We start from the raw sequence: 17,634 nt of genomic DNA, 5'->3' as shown, positions 1-17,634 counted from the left end.
TAAAACAATGTTAGACAAAACCTGCATTATCATTGGTGCTGGCCATAGTGGAGCACAATTAAGTGTCAGTTTACGTCAAGAATGTTGGGAAGGCCGTATTATTGTTGTCGGTGATGAAGGAGCCTTACCTTATCATCGCCCTCCTCTTTCAAAAGCGTACTTAGCGGGTACAAAAGAGTTAAGTAATATTCTATTACGACCCGCTTCTTTTTATGAGAAGCAAAATATTGAATTTAATTTAGGCGTTGGTTTGGCTGCAATTAATCGTGCTGATAAAACCGTAACACTAAACAATGGCGATATACTTAATTACGATAAATTAGCTCTCACTCTAGGTTCTCGTGTTCGAAAATTAACGATACCAGGTAGTGACCTTGCAGGAATTTCATATTTAAAAACAGCGAAAGATGTTGACTATATTAAGACTCTTGCAAAGCCAGATAAAAAAGCTGTCATTATTGGTGGTGGTTATATCGGTTTAGAAACCGCAGCGGTATTACGAAAATTGGGGATGGATGTTACCGTTTTAGAAATGATGCCGAGAGTGTTAGAACGTGTAACGGCACCACAATTATCTGAATTTTATACTCGAGTTCATACGGAAGAAGGGGTTAACGTTGTTACTGAAGTTATTGTTTCATCAATTGAGGCTAAAGATAATCTAAATTCTGTTGTTTGCACCAACGGTAATAGCTACCCGGCTGAATTAATAATAGTCGGTGTAGGCGTATTGCCGAATCAAGAAATTGCAGAAAAAGCAGGTTTAGCAGTAGGTAATGGTATTGAAGTCAATGAATTTGCATGTACAAGCGACCCTGATATTGTCGCAAGTGGCGATTGTGCTTGGCATTATAATCCGATTTATAAGAAATATTTAAGATTAGAGTCAGTACAAAATGCTACCGACCAAGCTAAAACTGCAGCTGCTTACATTTGCGATAAATCTGTCGCCTATAATACTTTACCTTGGTTTTGGTCTGATCAATATGACATGAAATTACAAATAGCCGGTTTATCGCAGGGCTACGATTCATTAGTCGTACGTGGTGATATAAAGCATGGTCGACGTTTTGCAGTATTCTATTTACTTGGTAAGAAAGTTATTGCGGTTGATGCAGTGAATAGCCCAGCAGAATTCATGATAGGGAAAAAATTAATTATCGAAAATATCACTATTGATGAAGCTAAACTTGCTAATTTAGGTGTCTCGATGAAAGAAATATTAACCTCTTGATGTTTTTGTCTTAAACCACACAGGATGGTTCGGATTTAAACTTACGATTGGGTAAGTGAAGCATTATAAAAATATAATTACGGCTACTGCTTTTTTAGCAGTCAGCCATCCATTCATACCAAGCCAACAATACCCAGTATAGATTAGTTAGGGTCTGTTCAGAAGTGTCTTCTTTCATTACTGATTTTTACATAGTTAACAGCTTTAGATGTCCCAATTAGTAATGCACTCATCATCACAACAATAATAAATAGCTATATAAAATATTTATTCAAGAAATTTACAACTAACGCATTAGGAAAATTAATGTCTGATCTTCGTCAAAAAGCACTTGATTACCACGCATTACCAACACCAGGTAAAATTGGAGTTTTATTAACTACGGCCGCTGAAACCATTGAAGATTTATCACTAGCGTATAGTCCAGGCGTTGCAGAGCCATGCCGTGAGATATCGAATAATCCCGATGATGTTTATAAATACACGGCTAAAGGTAATACTGTTGCTGTTATCACAAATGGTACGGCTGTATTAGGCTTAGGTAATATAGGGCCAATGGCAGCAAAGCCGGTAATGGAAGGGAAATCCCTTTTATTCAAACGTTTTGCAAACATTGATTCTTTCGATATCGAAGTAACGCATAAAACGGTTGAGGAATTTGTCAATACGGTTGCTAATATTGCTGATAGCTTTGGCGGCATTAACCTTGAAGATATTAAAGCACCTGAGTGTTTTGTTATTGAAAAAGCGTTAATTGAGCGCTGTAAAATACCAATATTTCATGACGATCAGCATGGCACTGCCATCGTGACTACAGCAGGGATGATGAATGCGCTAGAAATTCAAGGTAAAGATATTAAGCAAGCAAGTATTGTTTGTTTAGGTGCTGGGGCTGCGGCCATTGCTTGTATGGAATTATTAATTAAATGTGGAGCACAGCGTGAAAATATATATATGCTGGATACAAAAGGTATCGTGCATAAAGGACGTGATGATTTGAATGAATATAAAAAATTATTTGCAAACAATACGGACAAGCGCACTTTAGACGATGCAATTAGTGGTGCAGATGTTTTTGTTGGGCTATCTGGTCCAAATTTACTCTCACAAGCGCAAGTTAAATTGATGGCTCCTAATCCTATTATCTTTGCCTGCTCTAATCCAGATCCTGAAATTAAACCTGAAGATGCTTTAGCTGTACGAAGTGACCTTATAATGGCAACGGGTCGAAGCGATTATCCAAATCAAGTAAATAACGTCTTATGTTTCCCATTTATTTTCCGTGGTGCGTTAGATGTTAGAGCTCGCACTATTAATGATGAAATGAAAGTATCAGCTGTTCATGCCATTCGTACTTTGGCGAAAGAGTCCGTTCCTGTTGAAGTGTTGACTGCATATGGTGAAAAAGAATTAAATTTTGGTAAGAATTATATAATACCTAAACCTATGGATTCTCGTTTATTGGCTGCTGTTGCTAAAGCTGTAGCACAAGCGGCAGTTGATTCTGGCGTGGCTACTTTACCTATGCCTGATAACTACATGTCTTAATTGTATCAGTATGATGGAGTAAAGGATTGAGTATAGTTTGTATTATTTGCCCCCATTTGTAAGGGCTACCAAGGTGTCTGTCGCACTGATGCCTTTGCAGCGATTGAGCAATGGCAGGAAAAGCAAGCCATTGTCATTAAAATTTTAGGTATTAATTACCAGCGAATATATTCTTAAAATGCCGCGGAATGTCGGCTTAAAGCTAACTAACACAACCATGGAGTGCGCGTAGGCACAGTATGCGCCCACACCCAAACGACTGCAAACAACCTCACAGGTGATAGACAAAAAAGAGCGGCATCACTTCGCCCTATATGCCCTTCGCCCTCAACCGATATATCTACTATATAAGCAGACACCTTCAACACCGGGCTTGTCCAACAATAGGATTAAGTCGCAGAAAAAGCTCTCGACCTATCCCTATTTATTATGTGTTTTCTTTAATAGATGCATCTTCTTATTTTTTATTTAAACTCCAAATACCAGGGCCCTTTGAAGCGATATAAAGAAAGGCAAAGCAATAGAATGCAGATATTTCACCGCCATTTGCAATAGGAAATGGGTTGTTTAATCCATGTACCATCCAATATGCCGCGGCCATAGTACCGCTAGCGATAAATGCAGCATACCGCGAATAAAACCCAACTAGTATAAGGGCTCCTGCAGCCAACTCAATAACTCCTGCACTGGTACTCATTGCGTTTAAAGGATATGGGAAATCTATTGGTAAGCTAAATAGCTTTTGTGTGCCGTGACAAAGGAACATAAATCCTATCGCTATTCTAAAAACTGCATAGGTATACTCCGAGTAGTTGTCTAAAAATTTCATTTTTCTCTCCTTAAGTTAATTTTAAAATACTTCTATATTTATACTGCATGAGTAAATACATACAACCCCCCGCGAATGGGCTCGCCATTAGGATAGATTTAATCCGATCTGTCGAAACTTTTCAAGGCTGCACTTAAGCGCACCATCGCTCCGGCTGCTCCCTTAAGGATTTCTCTTCGGTCCATGTCTTTTTCTCCTAGATTACTTTCGCCTTACCAACTGTCCATACCTGAAATATGTTCGATCGGTAGTTGGGTGGAGGGAATCATAATTGATGCAAATATATTTATAAATAGCTCAAATAGAATACACTATTGTAATAATGCAATAATTAGATATAGGGGCTACTGTATGAATCCAGAACTGCTGCGGGATATTGGTCTGTTTGTAGCGGTGGTAAATGAGAAGAGTTTTACGCGTGCTGCCAAGCACCTGGGGATGCCCACATCCACTGTTTCAAGACGAATTTCCGGTTTGGAAAAGCAGATTGGCACACAACTGCTGCATCGAACCACTCGGCGTGTAGATGTGACAGATGCAGGTGCTGCCTATTACGCACGGTGCGCCCAACTTGTCGAAGAAGCTCAACTCGCGCACGAACAGTTATCCGAGTTAATCACCAAACCGCGCGGCACTTTGCGGCTTTCATGTACGCCGGATTTTGCTGCAACATTTTTGGCGGAGATTCTTATGGAGTTTGCGGAACAATATCCTGAAGTTAATTTCGAACTCGATCTCAGCAATCGGAAAGTTGACATAGCAACAGAGCACTTCGATGCAGCAATTAGAATAGGTCGTCTCGATGACTCTAACTTGATTTCAGTACGGATTGGAGTTTTGCCTCTAGCTTTGTATGCAGCTCCGGCATATCTCAAAAGCAGTCCGCCACTGAGATCACCGGCAGAATTAGCACTTCATTCGTGTATTCGTTTGCACGCAAATGAAAACGGTTCTACTTGGATTTTTGAACAGGTGGAAAAATTAAAATCCGACAAGGCCGCATTAGTAAAAGTGGATGGGCGTTTTGTGGCAAACAATATGTCGATGTTGCGCCAACTGACGCTTCTCGGCGCTGGCATAGGTATCATCGACAAAACAATTGCCATGGAGCTTGTCACTCAGGAGAAATTGGTTCAGGTCTTGCCGAGTTGGCAACTGCAACCGGTAGAAATTCATCTCTTGGCACCATCGCGTTTGATGCCAGCAAGGTTAAGAGTTTTTGCAAACTTTTTAAAGAATCGATTTCAGAATAAATTTTCCGCTAATTAAACGTCGAATTGATCTAACCAATGACAGCTGATGGAACGGAGTGGTCAGTCGCCTTTGCTAACTGCCTGCCGTAAATCGGTCACTGGCTACAAATAATTTGATCCCCCATGAAGGTGTCTGTCACGAATAGTCTCCAGGCACTGACGGTGGCTTTCTTTCATTCCGGCTAGTTAGCCTAACCGTAAGGTCTAGGTGCCAAACCTTAATAAACTCGCACAACTTTGAAACCAAGCTCTAAATCTTTAACTAGGAAAATATACACTTTTTCAGTATCGTCTCATCATAAAATTTCAATATTGAGATACAAATGCATTGTTACTGTTGCAGCAATCTTTTAGTGTATAAGACAAATTAACGCTATCGATTAGCCTGTGTGACAGCAAACTGGTTAGACGGGGTTCAGCGGACGGATACAGTCAACAGATGACTGTCAATGAAGAAATGATCAAATCATTGGGTGGTGGGTATGCATTTTCTTGCTAACATCAACAGCACAAACTGCAGAAAAGGATACGAACCAAATTCATACAGTAACCTAAGGAAGATATGCGCGCCCTCTGTGAGATTGCTAAGTAATGCGGGATCAAACTGAAACACCATCTGATACGTTATTTGATATGGCATAAACGCAATCAACGCTGTAAAAACTACAATAAAAAACATACTATATTTATGGTGTGCGCTAAACACCCAAATGCAAAGACCAAACAACATTAAATGAGCGAACTGATAAACAAACCACATAAATGGCGGATTATACAACCAGATTGTACGAAGTATCAGTAAGAATACCGATATTATGAATAAACAAAACAGCATAAATAGTTTCATAGGCGAACCACGCCAAGCGGATGTGCTCATCATCAATTCTTCGCCTTTTGAATAATTGCTTGGGAGTTTATGCTCCATTCACGATTCGCTCCCTCCCTAGCGATAGGTCCCAATTGCTTAATCGCGTTGCCCTCGCCATAAGACATAATTTTATAGCCTCCTTTACCATTAGGCATTATCTTTCGAACTACAAGGCCTGAGTGTAAAGTGTGGTTAGGTTGAGTAACATTTGTCACGTACTTATCGCCATTTCCCCCAGTCCTGACTGTGGATGTAACATCACCTACTAACCATGGTCCAGGGACATTGAGTATAGGACAAATTATCGCTATCGACTAGCCTCTGTGACAGCTGAATGTGAAGGTAGTTTTGTGTTTACTCATTTCTGGAGTCAAGGAAATTAGCGAAATCTTTGTCGTTGAGGTGAATGAATAGCTGGCTGTTAGTACTGAAATCTTGATAGTGAGATGCAAAGCGCCTTGCCTCAGAATATCGATTGTTAAAGCATCAAGGTGTTTCTACTTTGTCATGCGCCAAAGTCAAAGTCTCTTTGGATAGTAAAATCATCAAAGACAGTTGTTTGTTCTGCAGCTTCAAATGGTGGCGCTCTTGCGATGTTAGCAGTGATGGATGAGTCATTTTTATCTAGATACGACACAATCTTGTGGATGATTGCGGGCCTTTATTTGGGTAAAGGTCGTGCCACACCATGGATTTTCGCTAATCGCACCTTGTAAAAACAGCATATGAAAATGGATGTTTAAATTTAGAGCGCTGCCGAAGCGTTGGGTGCTTTGACAGCGTAAATTGTCGATGGAAATTCGTGGTGGATATTATGAGCCATTGCACTATTTGCAAATAGAACTTCTGGACAAAATACGTAAAGAAGGCTCTTCTGAGTATAATGATAATGATAATGATACCGCCACGTTAGAAATGACGATAATGGTGACTATTACAGGTGTTGCTATTGCTTTGCGTAACACAGGGTAAATTGGTTATAGTTGGGGTTGATTGTCTTGCAAGAAGCGATGTAGCAGCAACCATTTGATACTTGCAGACTTTATGGCTTAAGAATATACGCTAAGAAGAACGTGAAGTTAGTATGAGATATAAAAACGGAGCCACAGGCTCCGTTTTTTATACGTGTATTCAACTAGTGAAAAAATTCACTTTAGAATTGCACTTTAACACCAAATTTGAAGACTCGCCCTAGTACATCATAGCTACTTGGGAACGTATTACCTCCGTTAAATGTCGTTGAACCAGCTTCGCCACCAACAACCGGTGGTTCTTCCTCGAACAAGTTATCGACACCAGCGGTAAACTTAAGGTTATCATTTAGCGTGTAACTAGCGAACAGGTCAATATAACTATAGCTATCTATTTTTCTGAACGGTTCAAATACGCTATCACGCTGGTCGTTTTCAATATCTATAGCGCTGCTATAACGCCATAAAACTGAAACGGTATAGTCATCCATAGACCAAGTAGTACGTTGAATGAAACGTAAATCAGACGTTGGGCTACAATCCGAACCATAAAAACCATTACAGTCGATTACAGCAGAAATATCAGAGCTTTGACGCTCATTAGTCAAGTATTTGTTAATATTAGTAGAGAAGGACAACTGGCCCATATCTTCTAATTCAACATCAAAGTTAATACCAACTTCTATCCCTTCAACCTGAAAATAGTTTAGGTTTGTGGTGAATAACTGTATTCCTGAACCCGCAATCGTTAAGTCGCCGCCAATACGTTGAATTTTAGAGCATTCAAGCGGATTACCTTCAATATAGCAGCTATCCAAAATTTCTTGAGCCGAAAATTGACCAATGGTGTCTTTGATGTCTATGTCATAATAATCAACAGAAAACGACCAGTTTTTCAAAAAATCATCTGTCCATACAAAGCCAGCAGTAAAGGTAGAAGCGTCTTCTGCGCCCGGCACGTTCACTGGATCGCTCCCTGAAATAACGCTAATCTGACCAGAGATTACATCCTGTACCTGACCAACCTGTGCCCCTGACATACCAGTAGAGATACACAAATCACGTAATGTAGCATCAATATTTGCGTTTCCTACTGAGCAAGGGTCTCCTAGGGCATTATCAAGACCAGTTACTACTGGCGAAAAGAGCTCACCTACGTTAGGCGCTCGAGTTGCGGACTGCTCCATAATGCGGAACAACAAGTTCTCAACTGGACGCCAAGCTAAACCAATTTTCCAAGTATCGACTGAACCTACAGAATCGTAATCAGCAGCACGGTAACCAAATTCCAAATCAAGTTGTTCAGTATAAGACTGATCAGCAATGAGAGGTAAAATACCCTCAAAGAATAACTCGTCAGATTTAAATCCACCATCAATCGGTAACAAGTTTCCGCCTGCGCCACCTTGGCAACTGGCCGGTGCTAATTTCAAACACTCATCGGGAGTTAAGCTACCGGTCTCTTCACGATACTCATAACCAAAACTCATCAACAACGCTTCACCAGCAAATGGGCTGGAAACAAACTCAACTGGACCATTTACAATAACTTGGCCCACGGTCTGCTCATACTTTTGCGTTTGCAAAGCAATTGCTGTTGCATAACCAGCCTGATCGTCAGTAATAGTGCCAAACCCGCCAAACAAATTAATAGGTACGCAGGAAGAGTCGCCATTCTTACAAGTTACACCATCGGTAGTGTCCAATGCATTTTGAATATTGGTCAGGTTAGTATAGCCACCACGAGTGGTAACACGGTTTGACTCACCATATTGGTAAGAAACATCATATTCCCAATCACCCGTAATTAAACCTTTAGCGCCCACTACAAACTGGAATTGATCTGTGTCGTAAGCTTCTGAACGAGGCCCCAACTCCAAGGTTCGACGACGTAATTGAACTGTCAGATAATCTTCGGCATCAACAACACCGTTTTGATTAATATCCTGCCAGTTAGTCAGCGGTGCACTAGGATCTGAACTTAATAATCCGTTCGCAAGAGCCGTATTACCGGCATCTATCATAAATTGACGGGCTTGGTCCCCTATCAACGGGTTAGCCAGAGGCAAGTTAAATGCAGCACCAAAGGTACCAGAAGGGGCAATCTGCGTATCTACGGTCACATTAGTATGGCTAAAAGTCGTATATACTCTGTGGTCATCATTAATATCATAATGGCCAATAACTGTTGCACTAAAACGCTCTTGAGGCGTCTGATAGAAATTAAATGGGTTGAAGTTAAAGCGGCTACATTCAGAGCCGATAGTGCCATCCTCCCTGAATTGGCCAGCGGATGCTGCGCCACCACCAACAATAGCGAAACGGGTAGGAATAGAAGTTGTAGAGCCGCCAGCTTGGACTACGTTAGGGCCGCCACAACCGGCAACTGGAGCTAACGGTGGCTCGCCAGCAAGGAACTGCTCAAAACCGGCACCATCATCTGTGTTGATTCCCAATAAACCTAATGGCCTATCACCCAATAAAATTTGGTCACGGTTCATCCAACTTAGAGATAAAGCAATGTTACCGCGGTCCTCAGCAAGGTTTGAACCTACGGTAAAAGATATATTATCTTTCTTGCCGTCGCTATCACCTGTTTGCGAGTTAGTATATTCCAAGGCAACACCTTCGAAGTTCTCTTTAAGAATAAAGTTCACTGCGCCTGCAACGGCATCGGAACCATATACTGCAGAAGCTCCACCGGTAACTACATCAACTCTCTCAATTAATGCTGTGGGGATGGTAGCGGTATCTACTTGACCATTAAAGTTAAATGGAACCATACGGCGACCATTCATTAACACTAAAGTTCTTTGAGTTCCCAAACCACGTAAATTGACAGTTGCGGCACCGGCCGAACCGTTATTAACGTTAGCGCCATCACCCGGAATTGTCCCTGGTAATATACGAATAATTTTTTCAATCTCTGGTTCTTGAAGAAATTCGATATCTTCAGCGTCCATCGACATAATTGGGCTTGCGGAAATCGCGCCAGGACGCAAAATGCGGGAACCTGTAACCGATATTTTTTCGATGCTTTTTTCTTCGGGACTAGCGCCTTCCTGTGCAAAAGCAGCACTTGCGCCAATCATTGTAGTCGATGCTACACCGAAGGCTATTGCTAAACTAACTGACTTTGTCAATTTTGATTTTATGAACATGTATATCTCCCTGAACTACTATTAAGTATGACATTGTCGTTTTAGCGACTTATTTTTAGAAATGAAGCATCATCGCACTAAAAATATTCATAAGTAGAGAGGTTGGTTAACGACTAGTCACGTAGTAATGTAGTTTTAACCGGCAACATTAAAAGAAACGTCGGTAAACGTACACGTTAATTAAGTCGGCGTTACCTATCCTCTGCTGCAATATGTTTTACTTTCAGATAACTACGACCACAACTTGATTCTGAAGCAGCGACTTTTCGGATCACTGCTAATTCATATTTATCTAAATTATCGTCAACAAATGCCACCTTCTGCATCAATTTCAATAAGTTTACTTTTGATCTTACTCATAATTATCGTTAATTATTGATGTAAATGGATGTATCGATGTGGTGTCTTTGCTGCCTTGGCTACTACGCTCAAATAACTCGACTAACTTTTCATCTGACAAATTAAATAATGACTGTAGCACCTGCTTTATCTTTCCTTTCTCAAGGCTAGAATCCTCAAAGTCAGCATTAGACACTGCCATCAACAGTAAAGCACATGGCTGCTCTAGACTTTATTGTTGTTGGGCATTAGTACTTTTTGGTGTGTTAAATGCGATTTCATTTTGAAAAAATTCTTTTAGTTAAATCAACATGTCATGTCCTTTAAGGTTGGTCTAGTTGATGTTCAACTCATGCTTGATAAAAATATAAGGCCCATAACTACCCAGATTAAAAAGTGTGTATTCAAGCGGAGAATAGCTAAAGCGTCAACTATCGGGAAATTCCGGATGGTACGTAAAGTAGCACCGAGAAGCATAATTCGCGAGATTGAACGCAACAATTTAGTTCTCACCATTTCAATCGGTTATCGAGTCAATTCTAAAAAAGGAATCCAATTTAGAATTTGGGCTAAGCAAAGATTAAATGATCAGAAGTAAACTCAGCTGCTAGGGGTTATTTATCGGCATCACTTTTTATCTAAGTTAGCCTGTCCTCAATAAGACGATTTTGAATTGAGAGTCCAGTCACACCACCTCCACTTGCAGAACGTATTGCGCCGAGGTTTAGTAATAGCAGGTTAATCATTGTTCCTTACGCAGGCCATGATCCTACTCGCTCTATGCCTTAATGCGCAACGCAAGTGCTTAGCGATTTTTTCGATGACCCTGAACAAAATTTAGATAATCTGGACGTCTCTTGTCTTGAGGAGGCCCTGTTACTCGGCGGCTCACAGCGGCTCTTACTGCACTTGTTTTATTGATCGGTGTAGGCCTCGTTGGCACTGGCCTAAGTGCCACTTTAGAAATTAGCGCAAGGAGCATACTGGCAGGCTTTGCTCCACCGGCGGGTGTTGGCGCGTTATTTTTGTTATTCGCTGGTTCAATGGGGATAGCAAGCATGCTAATCACCTTAAAAAGTCATAGGGAAAATTTGCTAAGAAAACGCTCGCTAATTGGGTTTATGTTGATAGGACTGTCTGCTGTTGTGTTGAGTATTACGTTTATGGTTTGGGGTATTACACCATGGTAGTTTGATCCGCATTTGAGCAGTCGCAAGCTGAACTTTTAAAGCTGTAGCGGCATTCGCCGGCGTTTTATGTTCATGGAATAACTTTGTGTTTACCAGTGGCATACTTATGAAGTCGCCACTGGAGACACGATAGCATATTTGCTGTTAGCCGCCATATTTTTGTGCTGGTTGAGAACGTCATTTACAGTCCATACAAAGAGTGTCAAAAATAAAAAAGGGGAAAGAAAAGGCCATTACAAAAGCCATGAAGAATATAACTTCATAAACCCTTTTGACGAGAGCAAACCTTAGTTTTATGCATCAAACAAACGAGGTATAAAATAAACCTATCAGTAAAACAACTCTAAAATACCTTGAATTAATAGCTATTCTGACTTACTCATGATTATACTATAACCTGCATAAATGGCAGGTTGATATACTAATTTACTGCTCCTACCTAAGGTACTAACTATGCGTATTAATTTAAAATTTTAATCAAACGTGATGGCAGGTTAACGTTCTACAAGGATCTTGTGCTACCGATGACATATACAACTCCCGTTCAAAACTTACTAAAGCAAAGTAAAAATAATCCAAACAAGGTTTACTTGCATCAACCCATTGCAAGGCAGTGGCAAAAGTTCACTTGGACAGAGGTAGAACATCAAGCACGTTGTATTGCAAAGGGCTTACAATCGCAGGGATATGAAAAAGGTTCAAGAATAGGTATTTTATCAAAAAACTGTGCTCATTGGATTATAAGCGATTTAGCAATAATGATGGCTGGCTATATACCTGTAGCAATTTTTTCAACTGCGCACCACAACACGATAAGCTTTATAATTAAACACGCAGACTTGAAAGCTATATTCGTTGGTAAATTAGACGACACAAGCGCAGCCGAATCAGCAATTAATCCAGATGTACTGCGTATAGCGTTTCCTTACCCTACCGCTTCAACTACAGAATCATTTACGTCTTGGTTAAGCAAATATCCGCCTATTGAAAACGTTCATCAAGCGTCCATAGATGATACCGCCACCATACTTTATACGTCTGGTTCAACAGGCAAGCCGAAGGGTGTTGTATTAACCTATAAAAACTGGGTATCGGCTGCACAAAGCACCGCATTAAAATTTAACATGACGTCGAATGATCGCCAAATGTCTTATCTTCCATTAGCGCACGCTGTTGAGCGAAGTTTAGAAGCGTCATCACTTTTCATAGGATATGAAATATATTTCGTCGAATCTCTTGAAACGTTTATTGAAGACCTAAATTACGGTAAGCCGACCGTATTTGGTTCAGTACCAAGACTCTGGACAAAATTCCAAAGCCAAATATTGAAAAATATCCCTGAAAAAAAGTTAAACTTTTTAATCTCAATCCCAATTATTAACAAAATTATAGCTAAAAAAATAAGAACAAAATTAGGATTGGAATGCGCAAGGTACTTTGTTTCAGGTACAGCTCCAATACCTCTTTCTTTATTACAATGGTATGAAAAATTAGGAATTAATATTAGTGAAGCATGGGGCATGTCAGAAACGTCCAGCATATCTTGTATTAACCTACCCTATGTCAAAAGTGACTTGGGAACAATTGGTAAGCCAATTGATTGCGTAACGATGGAACTTTCTAAAGAAGGTGAAATTTTAATTAAAGGTGATGCCGTATTCAGTGAATATTATCGAGATACTGAAACCACCTCAGAATCGTTTACCGATGGTTGGTTTAACACTGGTGATTGTGGTGAAAATACTGCCTCTGGTGCATTTAAAATTGTCGGCCGGATAAAAGACAAATTTAAAACCAGCAAAGGAAAATATGTCGCTCCCGTGCCGATTGAAAGTTTGCTAAGCGCCAATACCGATATAGATCAGGTTTGTGTGATGGGAGCAGGCTTAAAGCAACCTATAGCAATCGTGGTGCTAAATAATTCAATTTCAAAAGCAAATACTGAGGCCGTTGAAAAATTAAAAAACATATTAATAGATGTAAATAATAAATTGGAAAGTCACCAAAAATTAGATTACATTCTCGTTTGTTCTGGCGTATGGGATATAGACAACGGGCTATTAACACCCACGTTAAAAATTAAACGAAACGCTATTGAACAAAAGTATATGCAATTAATAAATGGTGAGTTACTCGGTGACATTATTTGGGAGTCCGAGATAGCTAGTATATAAAATGAAAGCTCATTCTGTTGATGTTGTTCTCATTTATGATAATCAAAATTCCACAGACGTATTGAGCTGAAAGCTGGTATTAGGTTTAGCTCATTACTGAATTGAATCAAAAAATGATTTTTAACAAGGTGCTATTTCGACAGGTATGCCATTGAATATTGCATTTCCTGACATGCTATCAACCCGTTGATCATCTGTTAAGTCATTCATACTGACGCCTGGATTAGTTTGCGCTACACGCAGAGCGATACCTTCTCTATCATGACCCCAACCATGCGGTAAACAAACAACACCTCGCATAACGTCTTCTGTAATAAGTACATCAACTTTCAATTCCCCAACTCGTGATTTCAAGTACGCTTGACCTCTGTCGACAACACCTTTTTCTTTTGCATCTTCAGGGTGAATTAACAAAGCACAGCGATCTTTGCCTTTAATTAAACGTTGGCTGTTGTGCATCCATGAATTATTTGTACGTAAATCTCTACGGCTTATCATCATCAATGATGTGGCTGTTTTACTTGAAAATTGTGCTTTCATTCTCTGAAGGTCATCTAGTATAGGGTCAGGTAATAAATGAATAAGTTTATCTTTAGTAAATAAGTGATTTGGTAAACATGGTTTTAAAGGCCCTAGGTCTAATCCGTGCGGGTACTGTTTTAATACGTCTAAACTCAAACCATAATCATGTGAAATTTCTTTTCCTGATTCATAAGAAGTAAAAGACTTTCCATATGGACCACTTCTCAAACTGTAATCCAGAATTTGTTCCATAGTCATTTCAGGTTGTTTTTTGATGTTAATAATGCCGTGTTTTAACTGATTAATACGTTGTGTTAAGCCGAACATAATATCAAAGTCAGAGCGGGTATCATCTCTATGTTCAAATAATGCTTCCGAATATTTTGCGACATTGCGTACCGCTAATAAGTTAAAGACTATATCAAAATGCTCATGCTCTAAAGGTCCTGTTGGCGGTAAAATAATATCAGCATGGCGTGATGTTTCATTTAGAAAAAAATCTACCGAGACCATAAAGTCTAAGTTGTTAAGTGCTTCGTCAAGTTGACGACCGTTAGGCACTGATAAAACGGGGTTTCCGGCTATACAAATAAACCCTTTTACTTGTCCTTCACCTGGCGTTAGCATTTCTTCCGCGAGTATAGCTGTTGGCAATTCTCGACTAAATTCAGGTAAGCCTCTAACACGACTATGAAATTTAGCAAAACTACCTGCGGTAGAGGCTTGAATGCCTGTATCAACAGCAGGTTTAGTAAACATCATGCCGCCTTTTCGATCTAAATTACCCGTAATAATGTTTAAAATATTAACCAGCCAATGATTTAAGGCTGAAAAATTTTGTGTTGATAATCCCATTCTTCCATAACAAATGGCACCTTCGGCGGCTGCAAAATCGGTAGCTATACGTTTAATGTTATCTTCTGATATACCACAAACATCGCTTATTTCTGCAAGAGAAAATTGATCAAACATACCAAGTAGTTGATCGAAGCCGTCTAACATTTGTGTTAAGTGCGCTGGTTCATACAATGCTTGCTGAATAATATATTGAATAAGACCATAAATAAATAACGGGTCGGTGCCCGGTTTGATAAAAAGGTGCTCTGATGCATAACGTGCTGACTCAGTTCTGCGTGGGTCGACTAAGATGAATTTTCCACCACGCTCTTTAATGCTTTCTAAACGCTTAAGAACATCTCCTGCGGACATTAAACTACCATTTGAAGCTGCAGGATTTGCGCCAAGCATTAACATATAGTCAGTGCGATCTATATCAGGAATAGTGAACAGTTGCCCATGTCCAAACATTAAATAAGACATCAGTTGGTGTGGCATTTGATCTAAAGAACCACCCGAATGCATGTTTTTAGAACCTAATGCTTTACGAAATTTACCGACCGCCATTAATATACCAAAACTATGGGAAGCAGGATTCCCAATGTATCCTGATATTGCGTCATTACCATATTTGCTTTGGATATTAACAATTTCATTACTGACACGATCTAGTGCATCATCCCAACTGATGGGTAGCCATTGACCATCCACCTTTTGCATTGGTGTTTTCAAACGATCTGGATCATTATGTAAGTCTTGTAATGAATATCCTTTAGGACAAATATGTCCTCCGCTGTGAGGATCATCTTTATCACCAGCAATTGATAAAATTTCATCACCTTGATATTTTATTTGCACACCACACATTGCTTCACACAAGGTACAGTTTCGTAGATGCGTTTTAACTGGCAGATTTGTTCTTTCTTGTTCTTTTGCTAAATTCGCTACACGAGCGTCTCGGATAATGTGTAACATTGTGTTGATGTTAGTGACTTTACGACGAGGACGACCGACTAAGTCCCCTTGTACTTGTTCATGTTGATCAAGTAACTGCCAATCGCTAAAACTAATATATTCAACGTTTCGCTTATCAAGTAAGTCAGTCATATCTTGACTAATTAATTTGGTAGTTACTGTATTCGCATTAACTAAATCGGTGATCAATTGATTAACAGTATCATGAGCGCAATGCTTATTACTGCCAATTACACCACTAGCGCCACGTTTTATCCACCCTGCTGTATACTCTTGGTTTAAAGCACTCCCTTCGGAATTATCTTTTGAACTATGATTGACAATATCTACTCGACCTTGCTGATTAAGAATAACGCCACGTTGTTCATCAAAAGCTACGTTTTCAATCGCATCACCTTGATAGCCAATAGCATGTACGATGAGGTTTGCATTTATAAGTGATTTTTCATGAGTTGTTTTAATAGAAATACGACCAGCATCATCTCGAATGATTTCATTACGCGTAAGATGTAAGGTTTTGTGCCCATTTACATCATTATCAATATAGTCTGGACTATGGCAAAACATAAAGCGGATACGTTTTTTATTCTCTTGAATATTATCAGCCTGTTGGCGTTGTGAAATTTCTTTAAGCAAGTTAATATTTTGTTTTACTTCACTAAACTCAGGTAATTCTGTTTGCTCAATTGTTTGTAGATCTAACGCTAAATCATTTGGATCAATAATTAAGTCGACATCATCAAGTCCCATTAATTGTTCTAATTCTTTTGGCGTGAAGGCCGCTTGAGCAATACCTCGACGAGCAATTAAAATTACCTCTTGTACTGAGCTTTGTTTAAAGGCACTTAACGCTTCATCAGCGACATCTGTTTTTTCAAGTTGCTCAGGTGATAATACCAACATTCGAGCAATATCTAATGCCACATTCCCCATACCAATAACAACAGCGGTTTGTAATGACAAGTCTACAGAAAGTTGACTTTGATCAGGGTGACCGTTATACCAACCAACGAAGGTTGAAGAGCCAAAAATATTAGGTAACTCAGCCCCCGGAATCGATAAAGCTCGACTTTTAGATCCTCCCGTTGCATAAACAACCCCATCATATTGCTCAAGTAAGTCAGTTCGTTGAATATCACGGCCTAATTCAACATTGCCAAAAAAACGAAAGCGTTCATTTTCTGCAATACGATCAAAGCTAGATGATACTGATTTTATGCGAGGATGATCTGGAGCTACGCCATAACGAACAAGACCAAAAGGTGTGGGTAGGCGCTCAAACATATCAACCTTAGCTAATGGCATTTGTTTTAATATTTCTTCAGCGGTATAAAAACCTGCAGGGCCAGAGCCTATTACTGCGAAGTGTCCTGAAAAACTAGCCATAGGAGATACCGCAACATCATGGCCAATACTTTGTGTTATCACAGGATATATTTGAGATTTTTCGGCATTCAATGCAATAAAGTCTTGCATTAAACTAGGAACAGAACTTTCTGAGTAAATGGCACGTTCTGGACATGCTGTGATACAAGCATTGCAATCAATACATACATTAGGGTCAATGTAGAGCATTTCAGGACCTTCCCTAAATGCATCAACAGGACAAACGTCTACGCAATCGGTATGCTTATTTCCTATACATGCTTGAGTTACAACATATGCCATAATAATTTCCAGATGCTATTGATAAAAGAATACTATTTTAAGCGCTATTGTTAGGTAAATATTGA

General features: G+C 39.6%; 13 protein-coding genes and 1 pseudogene. 7 read left to right on the top strand and 7 right to left on the bottom strand.

Annotation, left to right across the window (positions count from 1 at the left end; all coding sequences use genetic code 11):
* The first annotated feature begins 7 nt into the window (after window positions 1–7).
* Together CXF81_RS01285 and CXF81_RS01280 are read left to right on the top strand one after the other, a co-directional pair.
* The gene (locus tag CXF81_RS01285; RefSeq protein ID WP_101179408.1) at window positions 8–1,234 is read left to right on the top strand and encodes an NAD(P)/FAD-dependent oxidoreductase; all 1,227 of its coding nucleotides are present in this window, start codon (window positions 8–10) and stop codon (window positions 1,232–1,234) included.
* Window positions 1,235–1,540: 306 nt separating this feature from the next.
* Window positions 1,541–2,782, top strand: coding sequence for a malic enzyme-like NAD(P)-binding protein (locus CXF81_RS01280; protein WP_101179407.1), 1,242 nt, complete (start codon window positions 1,541–1,543; stop codon window positions 2,780–2,782).
* A 457-nt stretch (window positions 2,783–3,239) separates the two neighbouring features.
* Here the strand turns inward: CXF81_RS01280 and CXF81_RS01275 are convergent, their stop codons facing one another.
* The gene (locus CXF81_RS01275) at window positions 3,240–3,611 is read right to left on the bottom strand and encodes a DoxX family protein (RefSeq protein ID WP_101179405.1); all 372 of its coding nucleotides are present in this window, start codon (window positions 3,609–3,611) and stop codon (window positions 3,240–3,242) included.
* Window positions 3,612–3,962: 351 nt separating this feature from the next.
* Between CXF81_RS01275 and CXF81_RS01270 the strand changes: the two genes are divergently transcribed.
* Window positions 3,963–4,880: a LysR family transcriptional regulator gene (locus CXF81_RS01270; protein WP_198556286.1), complete on the top strand. Its 918-nt coding sequence runs from the start codon at window positions 3,963–3,965 to the stop codon at window positions 4,878–4,880.
* A gap of 450 nt (window positions 4,881–5,330) precedes the next feature.
* Here CXF81_RS01270 and CXF81_RS01265 read toward each other — a convergent pair whose 3' ends face one another.
* Window positions 5,331–5,789, bottom strand: a complete 459-nt coding sequence (locus CXF81_RS01265; protein ID WP_157825469.1) for a hypothetical protein — start codon at window positions 5,787–5,789, stop codon at window positions 5,331–5,333.
* 536 nt (window positions 5,790–6,325) lie between these two features.
* Here CXF81_RS01265 and CXF81_RS20445 point away from each other — a divergent pair.
* Together CXF81_RS20445 and CXF81_RS01250 are read left to right on the top strand one after the other, a co-directional pair.
* On the top strand, window positions 6,326–6,448 hold the full coding sequence (locus CXF81_RS20445) for a hypothetical protein (RefSeq protein ID WP_255409396.1): 123 nt from the start codon (window positions 6,326–6,328) through the stop codon (window positions 6,446–6,448).
* Window positions 6,449–6,515: 67 nt separating this feature from the next.
* Window positions 6,516–6,704 (top strand): annotated as a pseudogene (locus CXF81_RS01250) (phosphoenolpyruvate carboxylase); the annotation flags it as partial.
* A 181-nt stretch (window positions 6,705–6,885) separates the two neighbouring features.
* Here the strand turns inward: CXF81_RS01250 and CXF81_RS01245 are convergent.
* The 3 genes from CXF81_RS01245 to CXF81_RS20180 all read right to left on the bottom strand — a co-directional run bounded on the left by CXF81_RS01245 (window position 6,886) and on the right by CXF81_RS20180 (window position 10,405).
* A complete protein-coding gene (locus CXF81_RS01245) occupies window positions 6,886–9,864 on the bottom strand; it encodes a TonB-dependent siderophore receptor (protein ID WP_101179400.1) in 2,979 nt (992 codons plus the stop codon).
* A 191-nt stretch (window positions 9,865–10,055) separates the two neighbouring features.
* Window positions 10,056–10,199: a hypothetical protein gene (locus CXF81_RS20185; RefSeq protein WP_232771731.1), complete on the bottom strand. Its 144-nt coding sequence runs from the start codon at window positions 10,197–10,199 to the stop codon at window positions 10,056–10,058.
* 17 nt (window positions 10,200–10,216) lie between these two features.
* On the bottom strand, window positions 10,217–10,405 hold the full coding sequence (locus CXF81_RS20180; RefSeq protein ID WP_232771730.1) for a TerB family tellurite resistance protein: 189 nt from the start codon (window positions 10,403–10,405) through the stop codon (window positions 10,217–10,219).
* A gap of 114 nt (window positions 10,406–10,519) precedes the next feature.
* Between CXF81_RS20180 and rhuM the strand changes: the two genes are divergently transcribed.
* Entirely contained in the window at window positions 10,520–10,801 is a 282-nt protein-coding gene (gene rhuM / locus CXF81_RS20570; RefSeq protein ID WP_101179399.1) for a RhuM family protein, read from the top strand.
* A 207-nt stretch (window positions 10,802–11,008) separates the two neighbouring features.
* Here the strand turns inward: rhuM and CXF81_RS19740 are convergent, their stop codons facing one another.
* The gene (locus tag CXF81_RS19740) at window positions 11,009–11,263 is read right to left on the bottom strand and encodes a hypothetical protein (protein WP_157825467.1); all 255 of its coding nucleotides are present in this window, start codon (window positions 11,261–11,263) and stop codon (window positions 11,009–11,011) included.
* Window positions 11,264–11,917: 654 nt separating this feature from the next.
* Between CXF81_RS19740 and CXF81_RS01225 the strand changes: the two genes are divergently transcribed.
* Complete coding sequence (locus CXF81_RS01225; RefSeq protein ID WP_101179396.1) at window positions 11,918–13,567, top strand: AMP-binding protein; 1,650 nt, start codon at window positions 11,918–11,920, stop codon at window positions 13,565–13,567.
* A gap of 120 nt (window positions 13,568–13,687) precedes the next feature.
* Here the strand turns inward: CXF81_RS01225 and CXF81_RS01220 are convergent, their stop codons facing one another.
* Window positions 13,688–17,569 (bottom strand): molybdopterin-dependent oxidoreductase, encoded by a 3,882-nt coding sequence (locus CXF81_RS01220; RefSeq protein ID WP_232771729.1) that lies wholly within the window; start codon window positions 17,567–17,569, stop codon window positions 13,688–13,690.
* Between the last annotated feature and the right edge of the window lie 65 nt (window positions 17,570–17,634).

This window comes from Glaciecola sp. 33A (assembly GCF_002836745.1).
GTDB lineage: Bacteria > Pseudomonadota > Gammaproteobacteria > Enterobacterales > Alteromonadaceae > Glaciecola.
Note: the sequence above shows the minus strand (reverse complement) of the source record. Positions and strands in the feature narration are given on the sequence as shown.